Source organism: Citrobacter sp. Cpo126 (assembly GCF_030332445.1).
Lineage (GTDB): Bacteria > Pseudomonadota > Gammaproteobacteria > Enterobacterales > Enterobacteriaceae > Citrobacter > Citrobacter portucalensis.
The window spans coordinates 1670-20754 of the sequence record NZ_JAOWHT010000043.1; the positions used below are offsets into that span (position 1 = coordinate 1670).

General features: G+C 52.4%; 19 protein-coding genes. 10 read left to right on the top strand and 9 right to left on the bottom strand.

Annotated features, from left to right (window positions below):
- The first annotated feature begins 542 nt into the window (after positions 1-542).
- Positions 543-1841: an MFS transporter gene (locus tag OGY17_RS20605; protein ID WP_008785510.1), complete on the top strand. Its 1299-nt coding sequence runs from the start codon at positions 543-545 to the stop codon at positions 1839-1841.
- Here the strand turns inward: OGY17_RS20605 and OGY17_RS20610 are convergent.
- The 5 genes from OGY17_RS20610 to trxC form a co-directional block, all read right to left on the bottom strand.
- On the bottom strand, positions 1838-2173 hold the full coding sequence (locus OGY17_RS20610; protein WP_008785509.1) for a YfiM family lipoprotein: 336 nt from the start codon (positions 2171-2173) through the stop codon (positions 1838-1840). The genes OGY17_RS20605 and OGY17_RS20610 overlap by 4 nt on opposite strands.
- 32 nt (positions 2174-2205) lie before the next feature.
- A complete protein-coding gene (pssA, locus tag OGY17_RS20615; protein WP_003835350.1) occupies positions 2206-3561 on the bottom strand; it encodes a CDP-diacylglycerol--serine O-phosphatidyltransferase in 1356 nt (451 codons plus the stop codon).
- A 114-nt stretch (positions 3562-3675) separates the two neighbouring features.
- Entirely contained in the window at positions 3676-6336 is a 2661-nt protein-coding gene (locus OGY17_RS20625; RefSeq protein ID WP_286608263.1) for a bifunctional acetate--CoA ligase family protein/GNAT family N-acetyltransferase, read from the bottom strand.
- A 36-nt stretch (positions 6337-6372) separates the two neighbouring features.
- On the bottom strand, positions 6373-7071 hold the full coding sequence (tapT, locus tag OGY17_RS20630) for a tRNA-uridine aminocarboxypropyltransferase (RefSeq protein WP_234103816.1): 699 nt from the start codon (positions 7069-7071) through the stop codon (positions 6373-6375).
- Positions 7072-7140: 69 nt separating this feature from the next.
- Positions 7141-7560, bottom strand: a complete 420-nt coding sequence (gene trxC, locus OGY17_RS20635) for a thioredoxin TrxC (RefSeq protein WP_008785506.1) — start codon at positions 7558-7560, stop codon at positions 7141-7143.
- Positions 7561-7767: 207 nt separating this feature from the next.
- Between trxC and OGY17_RS20640 the strand changes: the two genes are divergently transcribed.
- Complete coding sequence (locus tag OGY17_RS20640; RefSeq protein ID WP_286608265.1) at positions 7768-8847, top strand: tRNA/rRNA methyltransferase; 1080 nt, start codon at positions 7768-7770, stop codon at positions 8845-8847.
- 33 nt (positions 8848-8880) lie between these two features.
- On the opposite strand, the gene ung is transcribed toward OGY17_RS20640, so the two are convergent.
- A complete protein-coding gene (gene ung, locus OGY17_RS20645) occupies positions 8881-9570 on the bottom strand; it encodes a uracil-DNA glycosylase (protein ID WP_057066702.1) in 690 nt (229 codons plus the stop codon).
- A 317-nt stretch (positions 9571-9887) separates the two neighbouring features.
- Between ung and grcA the strand changes: the two genes are divergently transcribed.
- On the top strand, positions 9888-10271 hold the full coding sequence (gene grcA, locus OGY17_RS20650) for an autonomous glycyl radical cofactor GrcA (protein WP_003037563.1): 384 nt from the start codon (positions 9888-9890) through the stop codon (positions 10269-10271).
- 79 nt (positions 10272-10350) lie between these two features.
- Here the strand turns inward: grcA and eamB are convergent, their stop codons facing one another.
- Positions 10351-10938, bottom strand: a complete 588-nt coding sequence (gene eamB, locus OGY17_RS20655) for a cysteine/O-acetylserine transporter (protein ID WP_008785502.1) — start codon at positions 10936-10938, stop codon at positions 10351-10353.
- Positions 10939-11040: 102 nt separating this feature from the next.
- Between eamB and OGY17_RS20660 the strand changes: the two genes are divergently transcribed.
- Positions 11041-11937 carry a LysR family transcriptional regulator gene (locus tag OGY17_RS20660; protein WP_234103818.1) on the top strand — a complete coding sequence of 299 codons (897 nt, stop codon included), beginning with the start codon at positions 11041-11043 and terminating at the stop codon, positions 11935-11937.
- 17 nt (positions 11938-11954) lie between these two features.
- Here the strand turns inward: OGY17_RS20660 and srmB are convergent, their stop codons facing one another.
- Positions 11955-13283: an ATP-dependent RNA helicase SrmB gene (gene srmB, locus OGY17_RS20665; protein WP_003835340.1), complete on the bottom strand. Its 1329-nt coding sequence runs from the start codon at positions 13281-13283 to the stop codon at positions 11955-11957.
- Positions 13284-13413: 130 nt separating this feature from the next.
- Between srmB and trmN the strand changes: the two genes are divergently transcribed.
- The gene (gene trmN, locus OGY17_RS20670) at positions 13414-14151 is read left to right on the top strand and encodes a tRNA(1)(Val) (adenine(37)-N(6))-methyltransferase TrmN (protein WP_048215761.1); all 738 of its coding nucleotides are present in this window, start codon (positions 13414-13416) and stop codon (positions 14149-14151) included.
- Here trmN and nadB read toward each other — a convergent pair.
- On the bottom strand, positions 14136-15758 hold the full coding sequence (gene nadB / locus OGY17_RS20675; RefSeq protein WP_048225097.1) for an L-aspartate oxidase: 1623 nt from the start codon (positions 15756-15758) through the stop codon (positions 14136-14138). The genes trmN and nadB overlap by 16 nt on opposite strands.
- Before the next feature lie 263 nt (positions 15759-16021).
- Between nadB and rseD the strand changes: the two genes are divergently transcribed.
- From rseD to rseC, 5 genes are read left to right on the top strand one after another with little or no spacing between them, the layout of a single operon-like run.
- A complete protein-coding gene (gene rseD / locus OGY17_RS20680; protein ID WP_122973798.1) occupies positions 16022-16186 on the top strand; it encodes a rpoE leader peptide RseD in 165 nt (54 codons plus the stop codon).
- Positions 16183-16758 (top strand): RNA polymerase sigma factor RpoE, encoded by a 576-nt coding sequence (gene rpoE, locus OGY17_RS20685; RefSeq protein ID WP_003037573.1) that lies wholly within the window; start codon positions 16183-16185, stop codon positions 16756-16758. The genes rseD and rpoE overlap by 4 nt, the downstream gene beginning before the upstream one ends.
- 31 nt (positions 16759-16789) lie before the next feature.
- On the top strand, positions 16790-17440 hold the full coding sequence (gene rseA, locus OGY17_RS20690; RefSeq protein WP_008785497.1) for an anti-sigma-E factor RseA: 651 nt from the start codon (positions 16790-16792) through the stop codon (positions 17438-17440).
- Entirely contained in the window at positions 17440-18396 is a 957-nt protein-coding gene (gene rseB, locus OGY17_RS20695) for a sigma-E factor regulatory protein RseB (protein ID WP_003835334.1), read from the top strand. Before rseA ends, rseB begins: the two co-directional genes overlap by 1 nt.
- Complete coding sequence (gene rseC / locus OGY17_RS20700) at positions 18393-18857, top strand: SoxR-reducing system protein RseC (protein WP_003037576.1); 465 nt, start codon at positions 18393-18395, stop codon at positions 18855-18857. Before rseB ends, rseC begins: the two co-directional genes overlap by 4 nt.
- Positions 18858-19085: the final 228 nt, after the last annotated feature.

Here is a 19085-nt window from a genome sequence, read left to right on the forward strand (position 1 = left end):
CAGCAACGGCCCGGAGGGTGGCGGGCAGGACGCCCGCCATAAACTGCCAGGCATCAAATAAAGTGAAGAAGCCCATCCTGCCGGATGGGCTTTTTTGCGTCTGTGCGGGATGAAAACCGCCGGATGCGGCGTGCCGCCTTATCCGGCCTACAGGAGCCGGGCTGAACGTATTTTGTAGGCCTGATAAGCGCAGCGCATCAGGCAACGCGGCGGTACATTGCCGGATGCGGCGTATCGCCTTATCCGGCCTACAGAGGCAGGGCTGAATGTATTTTGTAGGCCTGATAAGCGCAGCGCATCAGGCAACGCGGCGGTACATTGCCGGATGCGGCGTAACAGCCTTAATCGACCAACAAAAGCATACTGTCTCGATCTACTACACGGATCTCTCCCTCGAACATATCTGAATCCTTTCTCTGCTAATTAAAATCGTGATCTTTACCGCACAATAAGATATAACAATTATATAACATTCTATTCACTAAAAAACACACAACCATCATTGATAAATTCACGCGATCGTTGGCAGGGGTACAATTCTAATGGCTGATAGTAGTGTAACTGAGAACGGGGCGCTGGCAGACGGCGATACCCGTCGTCGTATATGGGCGATTGTCGGAGCATCATCAGGGAATCTGGTCGAATGGTTTGATTTCTATATCTATTCATTCTGCTCTCTTTATTTTGCTCATATCTTTTTTCCATCAGGAAATACCACCACACAACTCTTACAAACCGCTGGCGTTTTTGCCGCTGGCTTCTTGATGCGACCAATTGGAGGCTGGCTGTTTGGCCGTATCGCGGATAAGCACGGGCGTAAAAAGTCCATGTTGCTGTCCGTTTGTATGATGTGCATGGGATCGTTGGTGATCGCTTGTCTACCGGGATATGAAACTATCGGTACCTGGGCGCCTGCGCTATTACTGCTGGCAAGGCTATTCCAGGGGTTATCTGTCGGTGGTGAATACGGAACCAGCGCGACCTATATGAGTGAAGTCGCCGTTGAAGGTAAGAAAGGTTTTTATGCTTCATTCCAGTACGTAACGTTAATCGGCGGACAGTTACTGGCATTACTGGTTGTGGTCATATTACAGCACACGTTAGAAGACTCAGCGCTCAGAGAGTGGGGTTGGCGTATTCCATTTGCGTTGGGCGCCGTGCTGGCTATTGTTGCGCTATGGCTGCGTCGCCAACTGGATGAAACCTCGAAACAGGATGTTCGCGCGCTGAAAGAAGCGGGTTCCCTGAAAGGTCTGTGGCGTAATCGCAAAGCTTTTGTCATGGTGCTTGGTTTTACCGCCGCGGGTTCGTTGTGTTTTTACACGTTCACAACCTATATGCAGAAGTACCTGGTTAACACAGCCGGTATGCATGCCAACGTAGCCAGCGGGATTATGACGGCGGCACTGTGTGTGTTCATGCTGGTACAACCGTTGTTCGGCGCCTTGTCTGATAAAATTGGCCGACGTACTTCAATGCTGTGTTTTGGCGCGTTGGCCGCGATTTTCACCGTTCCCATTCTGACAGCATTGCAAAGCGTAACATCCCCGTATATGGCGTTTGCTCTGGTGATGTGTGCTCTGTTAATCGTCAGTTTCTATACGTCAATTAGCGGTATTCTGAAGGCCGAAATGTTCCCGGCACAGGTGCGCGCTCTGGGGGTCGGCTTATCTTATGCGGTGGCCAATGCGCTGTTTGGCGGTTCAGCCGAATATGTCGCGTTGTCCCTGAAGTCTGTCGGTATGGAAACGACATTCTTCTGGTACGTCACTGCGCTGGCAGTAGTTGCGTTTTTAGTATCGCTAATGCTGCATGGGAAGGGGAAAGGTCTGCGCCTCTAGTAATGTGCCAGTTGCCAGACCGCATAGCCGGTAGATGCGCCTGCAACATCCCAGGCGAAGTCCTTCCAGCTCCAGCCGCTCCCTGCGGGGCGGCTGTCCCATAGCTCTTTTGACGCACCCAGGCTGACTGAGAACATCAGGCCGATAGCCGCACTGCGATCGCGGCTGTTGCCCTGATGTTGGGCATATTCATTGCCGGCTGCGGCAAGCATGGCGGAGGCGATGAAGTGTTGAGCTTTGTCTTGCCCGCTCCACTGGTCGTTAGCCATATGGCTGCAGCCCGAAATGGCAAGGACACTGGTAAGAATGAACAGGCGCACCGTTACCTCCATATGAAAAACCCCGTCACTGGACGGGGTCTTGATTACAGAATACGGCTAATTAATCTGTCGATACGAATACGGCGTAGTCGACGGATGAGCTTACGCACTTTGACTGGATAGTCAGCAATGCTTTGCAGGTCGCGATAGTGCTTAACGACGGTAGTATGCGTACGGATAAGCTCCAGCTCTTTATCGCGCTGAGGGGTGAGCTCTTGCTTAGGATCGTGGATAAGGATGGCGTTTTCCAGATCCAGACGCCAGGCGCGAGGGTTAAGGTTGTTGCCGGTGAGCAGCATCCATTTATCATCAACCCACATACCTTTCAGATGATAGGTATTGTCATCATCTTTCCATAAGCGCACGACCAACTGGTCGGTATTCACGTAATACTGCAATCTGCTCAAGAAACGGCGCAGATTTATTTCATACAGATAAGGCAGCGCGCCGATGATCTTGAATGGCTCATCTTCCGGGATGAAAAAGTCGTTGGCGGTTTTATCACCGACAATGATTTCAACCTTTTTCCCTTCACGCAGCAGTTGAATGATATTGCGCACCAGTATGGCGGGAAGGTTGAAATAAGGGGTACAGATTGTAAGCTTGTGCTCCGCGCAAGGCATAAGATGGAAAATGGTCTTATTTAACAGACTGGATTTCCCAAGGCCCACCAGAGGCGTAACCGAAAGCTGTTCGTTATCAGCATCACCCTGAAAATGGAATGACGCATCGCGCAGTTCCTGACGGTACAGGCGGATGTCGTTTTTAATTTCTGGGCTTTTAGGGCGGTTGATATCATCAAGACGGTTAACGCCGCGACCGTTCATCAGGTTTTGCGTCACCCAATCGAACATGATATCGGCCATTTGCGCGTTGCGAATCAACTGATAACGGTCATAGCGATATTTATCATGCTGATGCAGGTAAACATCGTTCAGACTGGCCCCGCTGTACAGGACGCTGTCATCAATGATAAAGCCTTTGAAATGCAGGACGCCAAGCGCTTCACGGGTGTTAATCGGGACACCGTAGACAGGAATATCGATACCAGGGTTTTCTTGCGCCATTCGGCAATACCAGTCAGCATTGGTATTGGATGCCGCAGCACCAATACGACCGCGCTGGGCTCGGTGCCAGTCGACAAGCACCCGGACATCCAGCTCAGGACGCTGCCGTTTTGCCGCATAGAGAGCGTCAAGTATGCCTTTACCACCGTCATCCTGTTCCAGGTACAGCGCAATAATGCAGATCCGTCGCGTCGCGCTGGCTATTTTTTCCAGCAGAGTCTCCCTGAAATTAGCGGGAGCATAAAAGAAATCTACATCATCAACTGACTGAGAAATCTTGGGTAGTTGGGCAAGGTGTTGTTGATGTTTATTACGCTTAAATTTTGACAACATCACAGTGCATTTCTTCTCTGTTCATTGAAGGGTCCTCTGTGCTATGCAGACGACATAAGCGGGCAATGATACCACCAGTACCCATTAATGTGGTCAACATTTCCAGTACCTTACTCACGATTCCTCACATTGGGCCAGATTAAGCGTTAGCCCAACAATTCCCTCTTCGAGCTGGACGTCAACAACAAACCCGAGTTTTCGGGCCAGGGCGACCATCCCACGATTGTTCGGCATCGTAATACCATTCAAACGTATAAGTCCGTGATCTCGAGTATAGGCAATTAATTTTTCCATCAATCGGCGACCCAGTCCAAGCCCTTTGAGATCGGAACGAACCAGTACGGCAAACTCAGCGTCTACGTTATCAGGATCCGAGATTGCTCGCGTTACGCCGAGGATCTCTTCGTGATTCTCTTTACAACGCACCGCAACAAAGGCCATTTCCCGATCGTAGTCGATCTGCGTCATATTGGCTAAATCTTCGTGGGTAAATTCGTTGATCTCACTGAAATAGCGATAATAAAGATCTTCTTTTGTCACCTGAGAAATGAACTGCTGAAGATGAGGTTCATCCTCCGGCAAAATGGGGCGGAACAGACAGCGCTCGCCGTTCTTCAACTCCACCCACTCTTCAAGCTGATGAGGGTAGGGACGTACAGCCAGTCTGCTTTCGTTATCTCCCGTGAAAGGGGCAATATCCAGCGTAACGTCCAGCGCGGTAAATTCTCCGGCCGAGGCCAGCAGCGGATGAATATCCAGACGCTGAATTTCCGGGCAATCGACGATCAGGTTGGAGACCTGCACCAGAAGTTGGCTCAACCCGGCGATATCCAAAGGGCGCAGTGCGCTGCGCGCGCGGATCTTTTTATTTTTGATCCCCTGGATCACCAGATAACGCGCCAGATTCATGTTCAATGGCGGCAATGCCACCACGGCTTGCTCTTCCGGTCGCCATTCAACACCACCTTCACCCAGCATAATCAACGGGCCAAATACCGGGTCGTGTTCAACGACAACGCGAAGCTCCTGAGCGCCGGCGCGATTCGCCATACTTTGCACTAATAAGCCGTGAATGCGTGCCTGCGGCCAGGCCATTTTTACCCGATCGAAAATTGCATTGGCGGCCTGTTGCACTTCAGTGGCTGTACGCAGGTAGAGCATCACCCCCTGAACTTCTGATTTATGCGGAATATCAGGAGAACGCAGCTTGAGCGCCACCGGGTAGCCGATTTGCTCCGCGATGTGTACGGCTTCCGCGCTGTCGCTGGCGATCCACGTTGGCAGCGTGTGTAAGCCATAAGCCTGTAAAATCGGCTGCACTTCATGGGTATCAAGCGATGTCGCTCCTTCAGCAATCGCACTCTGTAACAGATTATGCGCTTCGGCGGTGTTGGAGGTCAGGCTGTCAGGCAGCGCAGGCGTTTCTCGTAGCTGCTTCTGGTTTCGCCGATACTCCACCATATGCATAAATGCGGTGATGGTACCTTCCGGCGTGCGGTAGGTGGGCAGTCCGGCTTCGCTAAACAGTCTGCGGGCTTCCTGAGAGGAAAACTCTCCGCACCAGTTGGTCAGCAACGAGACGAATTTTCCTCGGGGGTGATGCTTTACCGCTTCAATCAATGCCAGTGCGCTTTCGGTTCCGGGAGCGGCTGCGCTGGGTGAATGAATCACCATCAGCGCGTCGAAATCCTGGCTGGCGAGCAAAATATCCAGCGTCTTAACGTAGTGTTCGCTGCTGGCGTCATCACGCAGATCCAGCGGGTTGGCGATATCAACATGTTCAGGCAATGCATCGCGTAATTTCTGGCAGGTGTCTTCACTCAACGTCGCCAACTTGCCATTTTTTGACCACAGTTCATCTAATGCCAGTGCGGCAGGCGCGGCCCCATTGCTGATGATCATCAGCCTGTCGCCACGTAGTGGACGCATGTGGCTCAGGGTTTCGACCGCCGAAAACAGCTCGTGAGTGTCTTGCACGCGTAATAAACCGGCACGCTGAATAGCGGCATCCCACGCAGGGTCCATCCCGGCGCTGGTATGCAGTAAACGCTGCGCCGCTGGACTACGACCGCTCTTAATCACCAAAATAGGTTTATTGCGCGAGGCGCTGCGGGCGGCGGAAACAAAGCGTCGGGCATCACTTAAATGCTCGAGATACAGCAATATCGCGCTGGTTTTGCTGTCGCGCGCCAGGTAATCCAGCAGCTCATCAACGTCGATATCCAGGCTATCACCCAGCGCGATAAAGTAAGAAAAGCCCATTTCTCTCTGCTGTGCCCAGTCGAGTATGGTATTGGATACGGCAGCGGATTGAGAGATAAAAGCCAGCTTGCCGCGCTTAATCGGGACGGGGGAAAAGCTGGCGTTAAGCCCTTGCCAGGGCGCGAGAAGTCCCAGGCTGTTGGGGCCCAGCAAACGTATGTTGTAGCGTGATGCGCAGGCCAGCAGCTCTGCGTGCTGCGCCGCGGGAGCTGAAAGAATAATGCAGGTTTTACAGCCTTTCTCGCCAAGCGCTTCGAGTAACGCAAGGTTACGGCTGGCATTGGTGCACAACACGGCGAGATCCGGGCTAAAGGGCAGGCTGTTGATATTGGGCCATGCCAGTACGCCCAGCACCGCTTTCCATGCGGGCGTCACCGGTAAAACAGGTCCATTGAAACCGCCGGCAAGCAGGTTACGCATCATCAGGTAACCCGCGCGATTAGGCTTCATTGACGCCCCAATCACCGCAATGGATTTCGGTCGCAGTAGTGCTTCCAGACCACGCTGACTCATATCGGCTTCCTTAATGACACCAGTGACCGAATGATTTTAAACGTTTTCTGATGAATCTGCTGTGACGCTTCCCTGATGTTGAGTTTTTCCTGCCAGGTAGCGGGTTTTAAAGCGAGTGAAATGATCGCTTAACCCTTCTGCGGCTTGCGTATCTCCCGCCAGATCCAACAAGGCGATGGCCACTTCGGCAGTGCAATATTGCCCTTCAGCGTGAACGCCACGCAGGTGGTAAGCAGAAAGGCGTGATAAATCAACGGAGATCACCGGTAGGTTATCGAGGTACGGGCTTTTGCGGAACATTTTACGCGCCTCAGGCCAGGTGCCGTCGAGCATGAGAAACAATGGGGGCTTACCGGCTGGTGGCGTGAAAATCACTTCACGCTCTTCACCCGCATAGGAGGCTGGGAATACAACCATCGGCTGGTAATCCGGATTTTTCACCAGTTCCAGCAGCGCCTGCGGCGGCTCGGTGCGTGACCACTGAAAAGCCGTGGTATCGGGCAGAATATCAGCAATCAAACGCCCCGTGTTGCTGGGCTTCATCGGCTCGGTATCAAACATCACCAGACAAAAGCGACTTTTTGCCTCAGAGGGTGCCAGCGTTGCGCACAAGCAGAGTTTCTGCGGCAGCAGGCAGCGCTGACAGCGGCGAACGCGATTACCTCGGGCAAGGAAAGGACGCGTGGCGCGCGCGAGGCGCTCAGCGCGTAACTGAAGAACAGCGTTATCGGTCATGGGGAAACACGTTGAAAAACGCTATTGTCGCAGAGGTGAAAACGGGGCACAAGATGCGCCCCGTAGAGATTATAATGATTCGTTAAGCCAGCTATCAAACGGGGCTTTTGGTACAGCGCCGTTAAGCATGTCGACGATTTCCCCTTTTTTGAAAATCATAATGGTCGGAATGCTGCGGATACCGAAACGGGCGCTGAGTTCACGCTCGGCTTCCGTATTCACTTTAACAAAACGCACTTTACCGCTACGCTCTTCCGCGACATCTTCAAAAATCGGGGCGAAGTTACGACATGGACCACACCAGGGGGCCCAAAAGTCAACGACCACCGGGAGATCGTCTTTTAACAGTTTATCCAGTGTCTCACCGGTCGCATTGATCACCTCCCCATCAAACAGGTCGTGACCACAGCGTCCGCATTTAGCCGCTTCCTGGACACGATCGTCGGGGATGCGGTTGATAGCCTGGCAGCTGGTACAAACGGTATTCATAACTAACCTCTGGATGAGTGGAGTGGACTTCACGGCAGGAACGCCAGTATGTTTCTATTATGTTACATATTATCGGGGAGTCTGTTCTAAACAACAATGCGTTTTATTCAATGAGTACAATAGTCCTTAGCTTTTAAATGAAATAATGGCTAACGACGTGCACATCGGGTAATCTGCGCGCTTCGCGCAGAGCAGGTGGAGAAAAACATGAGCGACGAACTGAAGAACAAAAACGGCAAGGTCAAAGTGATGTACGTCCGCAGTGACGATGACTCGGATAAACGCACCCAAAATCCACGTACTGGCAAAGGCGGCGGTCGCCCCGGTACTTCCCGAGCCGAAGGCGGTCGTCGCCCTGCCCGTGATGACCGAAAGGGTCCGAACAGCGAACGCGGTCGTGAACGTGGTCGTGACCGCGATGTAGAACGTGACCGCAGACGTGAAGATTCACCGTGGCGTACCGTGTCCCGCGCACCGAATGATGACGCAGCGGATAAAGCCGATCACGGCGGTATTAGCGGTAAGAGCTTTATCGATCCTGAAGTATTACGCCGTCAGCGTGCGGAAGAAACCCGCGTTTACGGTGAGAATGCCTGTCAGGCTCTGTTCCAGAGTCGTCCGGACGCCATCGTCCGCGCCTGGTTTGTTCAGAGCGTAACCCCGCGCTTTAAAGAAGCATTACGCTGGATGGCGGCAAACCGCAAAGCCTATCACGTGGTTGACGAAGCCGAGCTGGCGAAAGCCTCTGGCACTGAACACCATGGTGGCGTCTGTTTCCTGATCAAAAAACGTAACGGTACTACCGTTAAGCAGTGGGTCGGTCAGGCAGGGGCGCGGGATTGCGTGCTGGCACTGGAAGATATCGCTAACCCGTATAACCTGGGCGGCATGATGCGTAGCTGCGCGCACTTCGGTGTGAAAGGCGTAGTGGTTCAGGATGCGGCGCTGCTGGAATCAGGTGCGGCCATCCGTACCGCTGAAGGTGGTGCAGAGCACGTTCAGCCGATTACCGGCGACAGCATTGTTGATGTGCTGGACGACTTCCGCCAGGCGGGTTACACGGTTGTGATGACCTCAAGCGCGAAAGGCAAACCGCTGTTTACTACCACGCTGCCGGAAAAAATGGTGCTGGTATTAGGGCGTGAGCGTGAAGCTCTGCCAGAAGCAGCATGCTCAGCCGACGATTTGTGCATAGCGATTGACGGCACTGGCAAGGTAGAAACGCTCAACGTTTCTGTGGCAACAGGCGTGCTGCTCGCGGAGTGGTGGCGTCAGAACAAAGTCTGATAATAAAAATGCCAGCGAATCGCTGGCATTTTTTTACTCGCTTTCTGCGGGTAATACCGGCATCCAGTCAATTGGCTTTTCACCTCGTTGTTCCAGCCATTCATTCGCCAGTGCAAAGTGATTGCAGCCAAAGAAACCGCGATGCGCAGAGAGCGGTGATGGGTGGGGCGCTTTCAACACATGGTGACGCTGCGTATCAATAATCGCGCCTTTCTTCTGTGCGTGAGAACCCCAGAGCAGGAAAACCACACCTTCCCGATGTTGGTTAATCAGACTGATGACTTTATCGGTAAATGTTTCCCACCCAAGGCTGGCGTGAGAATGTGCCTGGCCGGCGCGGACGGTGAGTACGGTGTTGAGTAACAGTACCCCCTGGCGTGCCCAGCTTTCCAGATATCCGTGCGTTGGGCGCGTGAAGCCTGGAATCGTTGCCTCCAGCTCTTTGTACATGTTCAGCAACGAGGGTGGAGTGGCAATGCCGGGGCGAACAGAGAACGCGAGACCGTGTGCCTGGCCTGGACCGTGGTAAGGATCCTGACCCAGGATGACGACTTTCACATCACCAAGCTCGGTAAAGCGAAAAGCGTTAAACACATCTTTTTGCGGCGGATAAATTGTCATTCCCGATTGACGCTCGCCGGCAACAGTATGCAGTGTGTTAACAAAATAAGGCTGCTGTTTCTCTTCAGCCAGCACATCGTGCCAGGTTAATTCGGTGGCCATCCCGCTCTCCTGCGAATTTTCAATCCCCCTAGCTTAACTGCTTCTTTCGACGTCGCAAAATTCTGTACGTTACTCAATGGTCTACCCCTTAAAGATAGTTGAAAATTTATGTAAAAAGTTTATCTGCACACATGGCGTAAGTTGATGTAAAACAATAAAATCCACCTATCACCACTTTTCATGTGTGGTTTTTATTGATTTAAATCAAAGATTCAAGGGTGTGTGAGGGGTATATATACACTCAAGCAACAATGGTTTTACCAATTGGCCGGATGACGGCCAACCGAGATCAAATAATTTTGCCGGGGAGGCATCAAATGATTACAGGTATCCAGATTACTAAAGCTGCAAACGACGACCTGCTGAACTCTTTCTGGCTGCTGGACAGCGAAAAAGGCGAAGCTCGCTGCATCGTTGCGAAAGCAGGTTTCAATGCTGATGAAGTTGTTGCAGTCAGCAAACTGGGCGAAATCGAATACCGTGAAGTACCGGTAGACGTACAGCCGGAAGTCCGCGTGGAAGGTGGTCAGCACCTGAACGTGAACGTTCTGCGTCGCGAAACGCTGGAAGATGCAGTTAAGCATCCGGAAAAATATCCGCAGCTGACCATCCGTGTTTCTGGTTATGCAGTGCGTTTCAACTCTCTGACCCCAGAACAGCAGCGCGACGTTATTGCTCGTACCTTTACTGAGAGCCTGTAAGGCTCACGGGGAATAACCCCGTTTAGCAGAGAATCAAAAAGCGGAAGATGCCAGTGCGTCTTCCGCTTTTTTGCATCTGTTAGTAAAAGATCCTCACCGCGCAATACACCAACAGCAGCGCCAGAATGATATTCAACTGTCGACCGTAACGGCAAAAAACGCGCTGAAAAAGATGGCCCGCCAGCGCCCAGCAGGCATTCCCGAAGGTGCCGATCAGCGCTAACAGAATACTCACCCCAATCAGCCAGTGGGCGTCCTGAGTGTACGGTAATACGAACGTGGATAACGCGGTAATGCCGTACAAAATGATTTTCACGTTAACAAACTGCAAGCCAAAACTTGCCCAGAAGCTAATCGGCTCTGACTGCAATCTATCGTTCGAGGTCGGGCTGGTGGCGATCTTCAGCGCCAGCCACAGGATATAAGCGGCCCCAGCCCAACTAAGCCAATGGATGATGGCTGGATCCATGACCGCCAGTGAAAATGAAATCCCGGCGCACATCATCATGACGATTAAAAAGCCCAGACTCATTCCGGCCAGTACGCGTGTACTCTGACGAAAACCGTGTGACGTCGCGGCGCTGAGCGCAAGGATGTTGTTTGGTCCGGGAGTTAGCGCGGTAATCAATGTATAGGTCCAGAATGCACTTAAAAGCGTGGGGGTCACTTGTTATCTCCTCTGTTTTGGTAGACAGTACCCGAGGCAAAATATTAAAAAAAATGAATGTTTTTGCATTCTGAGTTCGATATTTTCGATGGGTTGGTGCGGATGGATTTACGTCGGTTTATTACGCTAAAAACGGTGGTGGAAGAGGGTTCATTTCTGCGGGCATCACAAAAACTGTGCTGTACGCAATCAACGGTTACCTTTCATATTCAACAGCTTGAGCAAGAGCTTTCGGTGCAGTTGTTTGAAAAAATTGGTCGCCGGATGTGTCTCACCAGTGAGGGAAAACGGCTGATGCCGCATATCCATGACCTGACGCGCGTGATGGCATCGATTCGACAGTCGGCACATCAGGATGCGCAGCCGAGCGGCGATCTACGTGTCGCAACAGGCGAAACGCTGCTGGCGTATAAAATGCCGCAGGTTTTACAGCGATTTAAACAACGTGCGCCCCATGTGCGGCTGTCTTTACAGTCGCTCAACTGTTATGTCATTCGCGATGCATTGCTCAGTGATGATGTTGATCTGGGGGTCTTTTATCGGGTGGGTAATGACGATGCCCTGGAGTTGATGCCGCTTGGCGATCAGTCACTGGCATTAGTTGCTTCGCCACTGCTTCAGCACGTTGATTTTACTCAGCATAACCAGCACATTCCCTGCAGTTTTATCATTAATGAGCCGCAATGTATTTTCAGACAACGCTTCGAGGGGCTACTGCGTAAACGACAGATTACGCTGGAAAATACCATTGAGTTATGGAGCATTGAAAGCATTAAGCAGTGCGTATCGGCAAATCTTGGGATCAGCTTTTTGCCGCATTTTGCCGTCGAGAAAGAGTTACGTTCAGGGGAGTTGATTGAATTACTGTTCAGTGAACAACCTGAGTTAATTACGGCATTGTGTGGTTATCATGCCGGAAAAGTCGTTAGCCCGGCGATGCGGGTGTTTCTTGAGTGCATTGAAGAGAGTTTTGCATCACGTGAAAAAATGCCGGGCTAAATGGCCCGGCATTCGGTTTACTCTTTGTCGGACTGCTGGGTAGCAGCGCCGCTCGGCTTACGACGTTTGCCGATATTTTTGGCGTCGCGGTGACGTTTTTTCACCCGCGGCTTCTCTTTCTCTTTCGCCTTTTTCTCAGCGCGCTTCGCCAGCACTTTCTTGGATGGCTTACCGTTAGATTTCTCACTTGGCGCGCGCGTGGTTGGACGCAGTTCGTCAATGACGCGAGCTTTCAACGGTTCGTCAATATAGCGGCTCGCTTTGCCGAGCAGCAGGTGGTCGTGCGCTTCAACTAAAGAGATCGCAGTGCCTTTACGGCCAGCACGACCGGTACGGCCAATACGGTGCAAATAGGCATCGCCACTGCGCGGCATGTCGAAGTTAAACACGTGGCTGACGTCAGGAATATCGATCCCGCGAGCGGCGACGTCGGTTGCTACCAGCACGTTCACACGACCATCGGTCAGGCGTTTGATCGCTTCGTTACGTTTGTTCTGCACCATCTCGCCTTCGAGATAGCAGTTATTAATGCCCGCCTGGCGCAGCCAGCCTGCCAGTTCGTGCACACGCTCACGTTTGCGTACGAAGACAATCGAGCGAGTCGCTTCCGGCTGTTTTAACAGGTGGATCAGCATGGCAGTTTTGTGCTCGATGTCATCGGCACGGTAGTAAAACTGATGGATCTTCTTGCGTTCACGGGTGGACGGATCCGCTGAGACTTCGACCGGGTCTTCCAACAGACGCTCGGCAAAATCTTTAATCGCATCGCCTTCCAGCGTGGCGGAAAACAGCATGGTTTGCTTACGCCAGCGTGTTTCACCGGCGATATGCTCGATGTCCTGGGCAAAGCCCATGTCCAGCATACGGTCTGCTTCATCGAGAATTAGCGTTTCAACCGCATGGCAGTCGAAGTTTTCTTCTTTAATGTATTGCAGCAGACGACCCGTGGTGGCGACCACGATGTCCTGGTTTTCGCTAAACACTTCCATGTGGTTCATGTAAGCCACGCCGCCGGTAATCGTAGCGATATCCAGATGTGTATTCTTCGCCAGCTCACGAGCGTGTTCGGCAACCTGCATCGCCAGTTCGCGCGTTGGCGTCAGGATTAAAATGCGCGGCGGACCAGATTTCTTGCGCGGGAAGTCGAGCAGGTGCTGCAACGCTGGCAGCAAATATGCCGCCGTTTTACCGGTGCCTGTCGGCGCAGAACCGAGTACATCACGGCCATCGAGCGCAGGCGGAATGGCGGCAGCCTGAATGGCGGTCGGGCGAGTGAAACCTTTTTCCTGGAGGGCATCCAGAAGGCTTTCATCGAGTTCAAGTTCGGAAAAAGTCGTTACAGTCATGTTCTACCTCTGAGTGGGGCGCTGATTATAGACGTTACGGCTGCAATCTTCATCTGTTTGTATGGATATACCTTCTCAGGTATTGTTTTTATCCTATGTTATCGTTTTTTTTCCAGGAAGGTTGTTCTTCATGCCCCAGTCTACATCCGTACTGAGACGTAATGGATTTACTTTTAAGCAGTTTTTTGTGGCACACGATCGCTGTGCAATGAAAGTCGGAACAGACGGCATTTTATTGGGGGCCTGGGCCCCCGTTGCGGGCGTAAAGCGGATCCTGGATATTGGTACCGGGAGTGGCCTGTTGGCGCTGATGTTGGCCCAGCGCACTGATGAAAACGTCATCATTGACGCCGTGGAGCTTGATGTCGATGCCGCGCAGCAGGCGCAGGAGAACATCGCGCAATCTCCGTGGATGCATCGCGTGAGTGTTCATACAGAAGATGCGCAGCAGTGGATACCGCGTCAGACCGTGCGTTTTGATTTGATAATCAGCAACCCTCCCTATTATGAACAGGGCGTGGAATGTGCTACACCGCAGCGCGAGCAGGCGCGCTATACCACCACGCTCGATCACCAGGCGTTGCTTACGCTGGCGGCGGACAGCATTACGGAAGAAGGTTTTTTTTGTGTCGTGCTGCCGGAACAGATTGGGAACGCGTTTACCCAGCAGGCATTAAGTATGGGCTGGCATCTGCGATTACGTACGGATGTAGCAGAAACGGAAGCCCGACTACCGCATCGGGTATTGCTGGCATTCTCCCCGCAGGCCGGGGAGTGCTTTAGCGACAGGCTGGTGATTCGTGGGCCAGACCAACGTTACTCTGAAGGTTACACGGCACTGACCCAGGCGTTTTACCTGTTTATGTGATGACTTAGCGGCGAGAGAATGGACGGGCCGGCTTCTGGAAGCTGCTCTGGGTAATCCAGCGTGTAGTGCAGGCCCCGACTCTCTTTGCGCATCATTGCGCAGCGGACAATCAACTCGGCAACCTGCACCAGGTTACGCAGTTCCAGCAAATTGTTCGACACGCGGAAATGGGCGTAATACTCGTCGATTTCCTGTTGCAGCATGGTGATACGGCGCAGAGCGCGCTCCAGGCGCTTGGTCGTACGCACAATACCGACGTAATCCCACATAAACAGCCGCAGCTCATGCCAGTTATGCTGGATAACAACCAACTCATCCGGATTTTCTACCCGGCTTTCATCCCAGCCCGGGAGCATGCTAACGCCGCGAGCATAAGGCATGCGCCTGTCGATATCTTCAGCCGCGGACCAGCCATAAACCAGACACTCCAGCAATGAGTTCGATGCCATCCGGTTGGCACCATGCAGGCCGGTGTAACTCACTTCGCCGATCGCATACAGCCCGTCGACATCGGTACGGCCAAAGTCATCCACCATCACACCGCCGCAGGTATAGTGCGCGGCAGGCACGATGGGAACCGGCTCTTTGGTTAAATCAATGCCCAATCCCAGCAACTTTTCATAAATCATCGGGAAATGCTGACGAACAAATTCTTCCGGCTTATGGCTGATATCGAGGAACATGCAATCTGCACCAAGGCGCTTCATTTCATGATCAATGGCGCGGGCGACAATATCGCGGGGAGCCAATTCGCCACGTTCGTCAAAATCGGGCATAAAGCGTGAACCGTCCGGGCGCTTCAGGTGCGCTCCTTCGCCGCGCAGCGCTTCGGTCAGCAGAAAATTGCGCGCCTGCGGATGATACAGCGCTGTCGGGTGAAACTGGTTAAACTCCAGGTTGGCGACGCGACATCCCGCGCGCCAGGCCATTGCAATCCCGTCACCCGAGGAAATATCCGGATTGGTGGTGTATTGATACACCTTTGATGCGCCGCCGGTGGCCAACACTACCGACTTCGCATGGCAGGTTTCGACGGCTTCTTTATTACGATTCCAGATCCATGCGCCGACAACCCGACGCGTTCCCGGCAGACCGATTTTATCGGAGACAATCAGGTCGACGGCGTTGCTACGCTCAAGAACCCGGATATTGGGGTGATTTTGTGCCTGGCTGACGAGGGTGGTTTCGACTTCTTTGCCGGTAGCATCCGCAGCGTGCAGGATGCGTCGATGGCTGTGACCGCCTTCACGGGTCAGGTGATAGCTCTCTTCGCCGTTAGGCTGAACCTGTGTATCGAATAAGACGCCCTGATCGATAAGCCATTGAACGCAGGTGCGGGCATTGCTGGCGACAAATTCAACCGCATGGCGATCGCACAGCCCGGCCCCGGCAATCAGCGTATCTTCAACGTGGGAGTCGATACTGTCGGTTTCATCGAAAACCGCGGCAATACCCCCCTGGGCATAAAATGTCGAGCCTTCGCTGACCGGCCCTTTGCTCAGGACAATAACCTGATGTTTTTCAGCCAGGCGCAGCGCCAGTGAGAGTCCGGCAGCCCCGCTGCCAATGATCAGCACGTCACAGGATAATTCAGGAGTCGTATTCATGATGTTTGTTTAATTTACTAAACAGTGTTTGGTCACCATAGCACCACATTGCGCGATACTGCACGTTTTATTTTTAAATGTGTTGCAATGACTAAACATGAAGGAAAAGCATGATGAGGGCGAAATAGGCAAAAATATTTTGTGAAGCAGGCCGTTAGCATCAGATTATGTGATGAAATAAAGTGCCCGTTGGGTTACTCTGCAAGCGGTGAAATGGGCATTTCTGTACAGATAGTGCGTTGATCGGGTTATGTAGACTTATAATGAGAGATAAGACCTGTCTACAACATGACAAACAAAAAACAATGCGTAACGGAACTTTACGAAACTTGAGCACTCTAAGCATTTGCTTGCTCATAGTGAAGCTGATGGAGTGGCGTTTCGAAAGCGCGTGGAAATTTGGTTTGGGGAGACTTTACCTCGGATGAGCGAGCAGTTAACGGACCAGGTCCTGGTAGAACGGGTCCAGAAGGGAGATCAGAAAGCCTTTAACCTACTGGTAGTGCGCTATCAGCATAAGGTGGCGAGTCTGGTTTCTCGCTATGTACCGTCGGGTGATGTACCCGATGTAGTACAAGAAGCATTTATCAAAGCCTATCGTGCGCTGGACTCGTTCCGGGGAGATAGTGCTTTTTATACCTGGCTGTATCGTATTGCAGTCAATACAGCGAAGAATTACCTGGTCGCTCAGGGGCGTCGTCCACCTTCCAGTGATATTGATGCGATTGAAGCAGAAAATTACGAAAGTGGCGGTGCGCTGAAAGAAATTTCGAACCCTGAGAACTTAATGTTGTCAGAAGAACTGAGACAGATAGTTTTCCGAACTATTGAGTCCCTCCCGGAAGATTTACGCATGGCAATAACCTTGCGGGAGCTGGATGGCCTGAGCTATGAAGAGATAGCCGCTATCATGGATTGTCCGGTAGGTACGGTGCGTTCACGTATCTTCCGAGCGAGGGAAGCTATTGATAATAAAGTTCAACCGCTTATCAGGCGTTGACGATAGCGGGATACTGGAAAAGGTATTAGGCATGCAGAAAGAGAAACTTTCCGCTTTAATGGATGGCGAAACGCTGGATACTGAGTTACTCAAAGAGCTAACTCACGACCCGGAAATGCAAAAAACCTGGGAGAGTTATCACCTGATTCGCGATTCCATGCGAGGTGATACCGCCGACGTTCTCCATTTCGATATTTCCGCCCGCGTAATGGCCGCCATCCAGGATGAGCCAGTACGTCAGACGGCGCCATTGATTCCTGAGGCCCAGCCAGCACCGCACCAGTGGCAGAAAATGCCATTCTGGAAGAAAATGCGTCCGTGGGCCGCGCAGCTTACCCAAATGGGTGTGGCCGCGTGCGTATCACTTGCAGTTATCGTTGGCGTCCAGCACTATAATGGGCAATCTGAAACGTCCCAGCAGCCCGAAACACCGGTATTTAATACATTACCGATGATGGGTAAAGCCAGTCCGGTAAGCCTGGGTGTACCTTCTGACGCGACGGCCAGCGGCGGTCAACAACAGCAGGTACAGGAGCAGCGTCGTCGTATTAATGCCATGTTGCAGGATTACGAATTGCAACGTCGACTGCACTCTGAACAGCTTCAGTTTGAGCAGGCCCAAACACAGCAAGCCGCTGTGCAGGTGCCAGGAATTCAAACTTTAGGAACGCAATCGCAGTAATGAAGCAACTTTGGTTTGCCATGTCACTTGTGGCTGGTAGCCTGTTCTTCTCTGTAAACGCCTCGGCCAATCCTGCGTCCGGGGCGTTGTTGCAGCAGATGAATCTGGCCAGCCAGTCGCTAACCTATGAGCTGTCATTTGTCAGCATCAATAAGCAGGGTGTTGAATCCCTACGTTATCGTCATGCCCGCCAGGATAACCGTCCACTCGCGCAACTATTACAAATGGATGGACCGCGCCGGGAAGTTGTGCAACGCGGCAACGAAATTAGCTATTTTGAGCCTGGTCTCGAACCGTTCACGCTGAACGGCGATTATATCGTTGACTCTCTGCCATCCCTGATTTACACCGATTTCAAACGCCTTGCTCCCTACTATGATTTTATCTCAGTAGGCCGCACCCGTATTGCCGATCGGCTCTGTGAAGTGATCCGCGTTGTGGCGCGTGACGGCACCCGTTACAGCTATATCGTTTGGATGGACACGGAGACCAAACTGCCAATGCGTGTCGATCTCCTCGATCGTGATGGCGAAACGCTGGAACAGTTCCGTGTGATCTCCTTTACCGTGAATAACGGTGTTAGCGACAGCATGCAGACGTTAGCAAAAGCGAATTTACCACCGTTGCTGTCGGTTCCTGCAGGCGAGAAAACCAACTTCAACTGGAGTCCGTCGTGGTTGCCACAAGGTTTCAGTGAGGTCTCAAGCAGTCGACGTCCGCTGCCGACGATGGATAACATGCCGATTGAATCACGCCTTTATTCTGATGGCCTGTTTAGTTTCTCCGTGAACGTAAACCGTGCGACGCAGAACAGCGCCGATCAACTGCTGCGTACTGGCCGCAGAACGGTCAGCACCAGCGTGCGTGATAACGCGGAAATTACGATTGTGGGCGAGCTTCCACCACAAACGGCGAAGCGTATCGCGGACAATATCAAGTTCAGGGCAGCACAATGATTAAAGAGTGGGCGACGGTCGTCTCCTGGCAAAATGGTCTGGCGACGGTCAGCTGTGATGTTAAAGCATCATGTAGCAGCTGTGCTTCCCGGGCCGGATGCGGGAGCCGCGTACTGAACAAACTGGGACCACAGACCACACACACTATCGTGGTGCCCTGCGACGAACCCTTGACCCCTGGTCAAAAAGTTGAACTGGGCATTGCCGAAGGTAGCCTGCTGGGTTCGGCGATGCTGGTCTACATGTCTCCGTTGGCGGGACTGTTTCTTTTCGCGGCGCTGTTCCAGGTGCTGTTTGGTTCCGATCTTGCGGCATTAAGCGGCGCAGTGCTGGGGGGCGTGGGCGGATTCCTGATTGCTCGTGGATACTCTCGTAAGCTTGCTGAGCGCGAAGCCTGGCAGCCGGTCATTCTGAACGTTGCTCTCCCACCCGATCTTATTCGCGTCGAAACCCAGCAGTGATATCTTTGCCTGATGGCGTTGCGCTTATCAGGTCTACAGCGTGCTCAGATGCAGGCGTAGGCCGGATAAGGCGTTTATGCCGCCATCCGGCAAAAGTTTCACCGACTTTGCAAGGTTGTTTCCAGTTCCCGCTATCCTTGCTCTATGAACGTTTCCTCGCCTCAGCGTTGTAGTGTAGAATGCGGCGTTTCACTTAAACAGACGTTAAGCTCAGATCAGCGACTTCTC

What these genes read in the sequence shown, in the direction of transcription:
- rseB (WP_003835334.1), top strand. Translation starts at nt 17,440, where the DNA reads ATGAAGCAACTTTGGTTTGCCATGTCACTTGTGGCTGGTAGCCTGTTC.
- trxC (WP_008785506.1), bottom strand. Translation starts at nt 7,560, where the DNA reads ATGAATACCGTTTGTACCAGCTGCCAGGCTATCAACCGCATCCCCGAC.
- tapT (WP_234103816.1), bottom strand. Translation starts at nt 7,071, where the DNA reads ATGACCGATAACGCTGTTCTTCAGTTACGCGCTGAGCGCCTCGCGCGC.
- srmB (WP_003835340.1), bottom strand. Translation starts at nt 13,283, where the DNA reads ATGACTGTAACGACTTTTTCCGAACTTGAACTCGATGAAAGCCTTCTG.
- ung (WP_057066702.1), bottom strand. Translation starts at nt 9,570, where the DNA reads ATGGCCACCGAATTAACCTGGCACGATGTGCTGGCTGAAGAGAAACAG.
- trmN (WP_048215761.1), top strand. Translation starts at nt 13,414, where the DNA reads ATGCCCCAGTCTACATCCGTACTGAGACGTAATGGATTTACTTTTAAG.
- rseC (WP_003037576.1), top strand. Translation starts at nt 18,393, where the DNA reads ATGATTAAAGAGTGGGCGACGGTCGTCTCCTGGCAAAATGGTCTGGCG.
- rseA (WP_008785497.1), top strand. Translation starts at nt 16,790, where the DNA reads ATGCAGAAAGAGAAACTTTCCGCTTTAATGGATGGCGAAACGCTGGAT.
- rseD (WP_122973798.1), top strand. Translation starts at nt 16,022, where the DNA reads ATGAGAGATAAGACCTGTCTACAACATGACAAACAAAAAACAATGCGT.
- grcA (WP_003037563.1), top strand. Translation starts at nt 9,888, where the DNA reads ATGATTACAGGTATCCAGATTACTAAAGCTGCAAACGACGACCTGCTG.
- OGY17_RS20625 (WP_286608263.1), bottom strand. Translation starts at nt 6,336, where the DNA reads ATGAGTCAGCGTGGTCTGGAAGCACTACTGCGACCGAAATCCATTGCG.
- OGY17_RS20660 (WP_234103818.1), top strand. Translation starts at nt 11,041, where the DNA reads ATGGATTTACGTCGGTTTATTACGCTAAAAACGGTGGTGGAAGAGGGT.
- pssA (WP_003835350.1), bottom strand. Translation starts at nt 3,561, where the DNA reads ATGTTGTCAAAATTTAAGCGTAATAAACATCAACAACACCTTGCCCAA.
- OGY17_RS20610 (WP_008785509.1), bottom strand. Translation starts at nt 2,173, where the DNA reads ATGGAGGTAACGGTGCGCCTGTTCATTCTTACCAGTGTCCTTGCCATT.
- nadB (WP_048225097.1), bottom strand. Translation starts at nt 15,758, where the DNA reads ATGAATACGACTCCTGAATTATCCTGTGACGTGCTGATCATTGGCAGC.
- OGY17_RS20640 (WP_286608265.1), top strand. Translation starts at nt 7,768, where the DNA reads ATGAGCGACGAACTGAAGAACAAAAACGGCAAGGTCAAAGTGATGTAC.
- rpoE (WP_003037573.1), top strand. Translation starts at nt 16,183, where the DNA reads ATGAGCGAGCAGTTAACGGACCAGGTCCTGGTAGAACGGGTCCAGAAG.
- OGY17_RS20605 (WP_008785510.1), top strand. Translation starts at nt 543, where the DNA reads ATGGCTGATAGTAGTGTAACTGAGAACGGGGCGCTGGCAGACGGCGAT.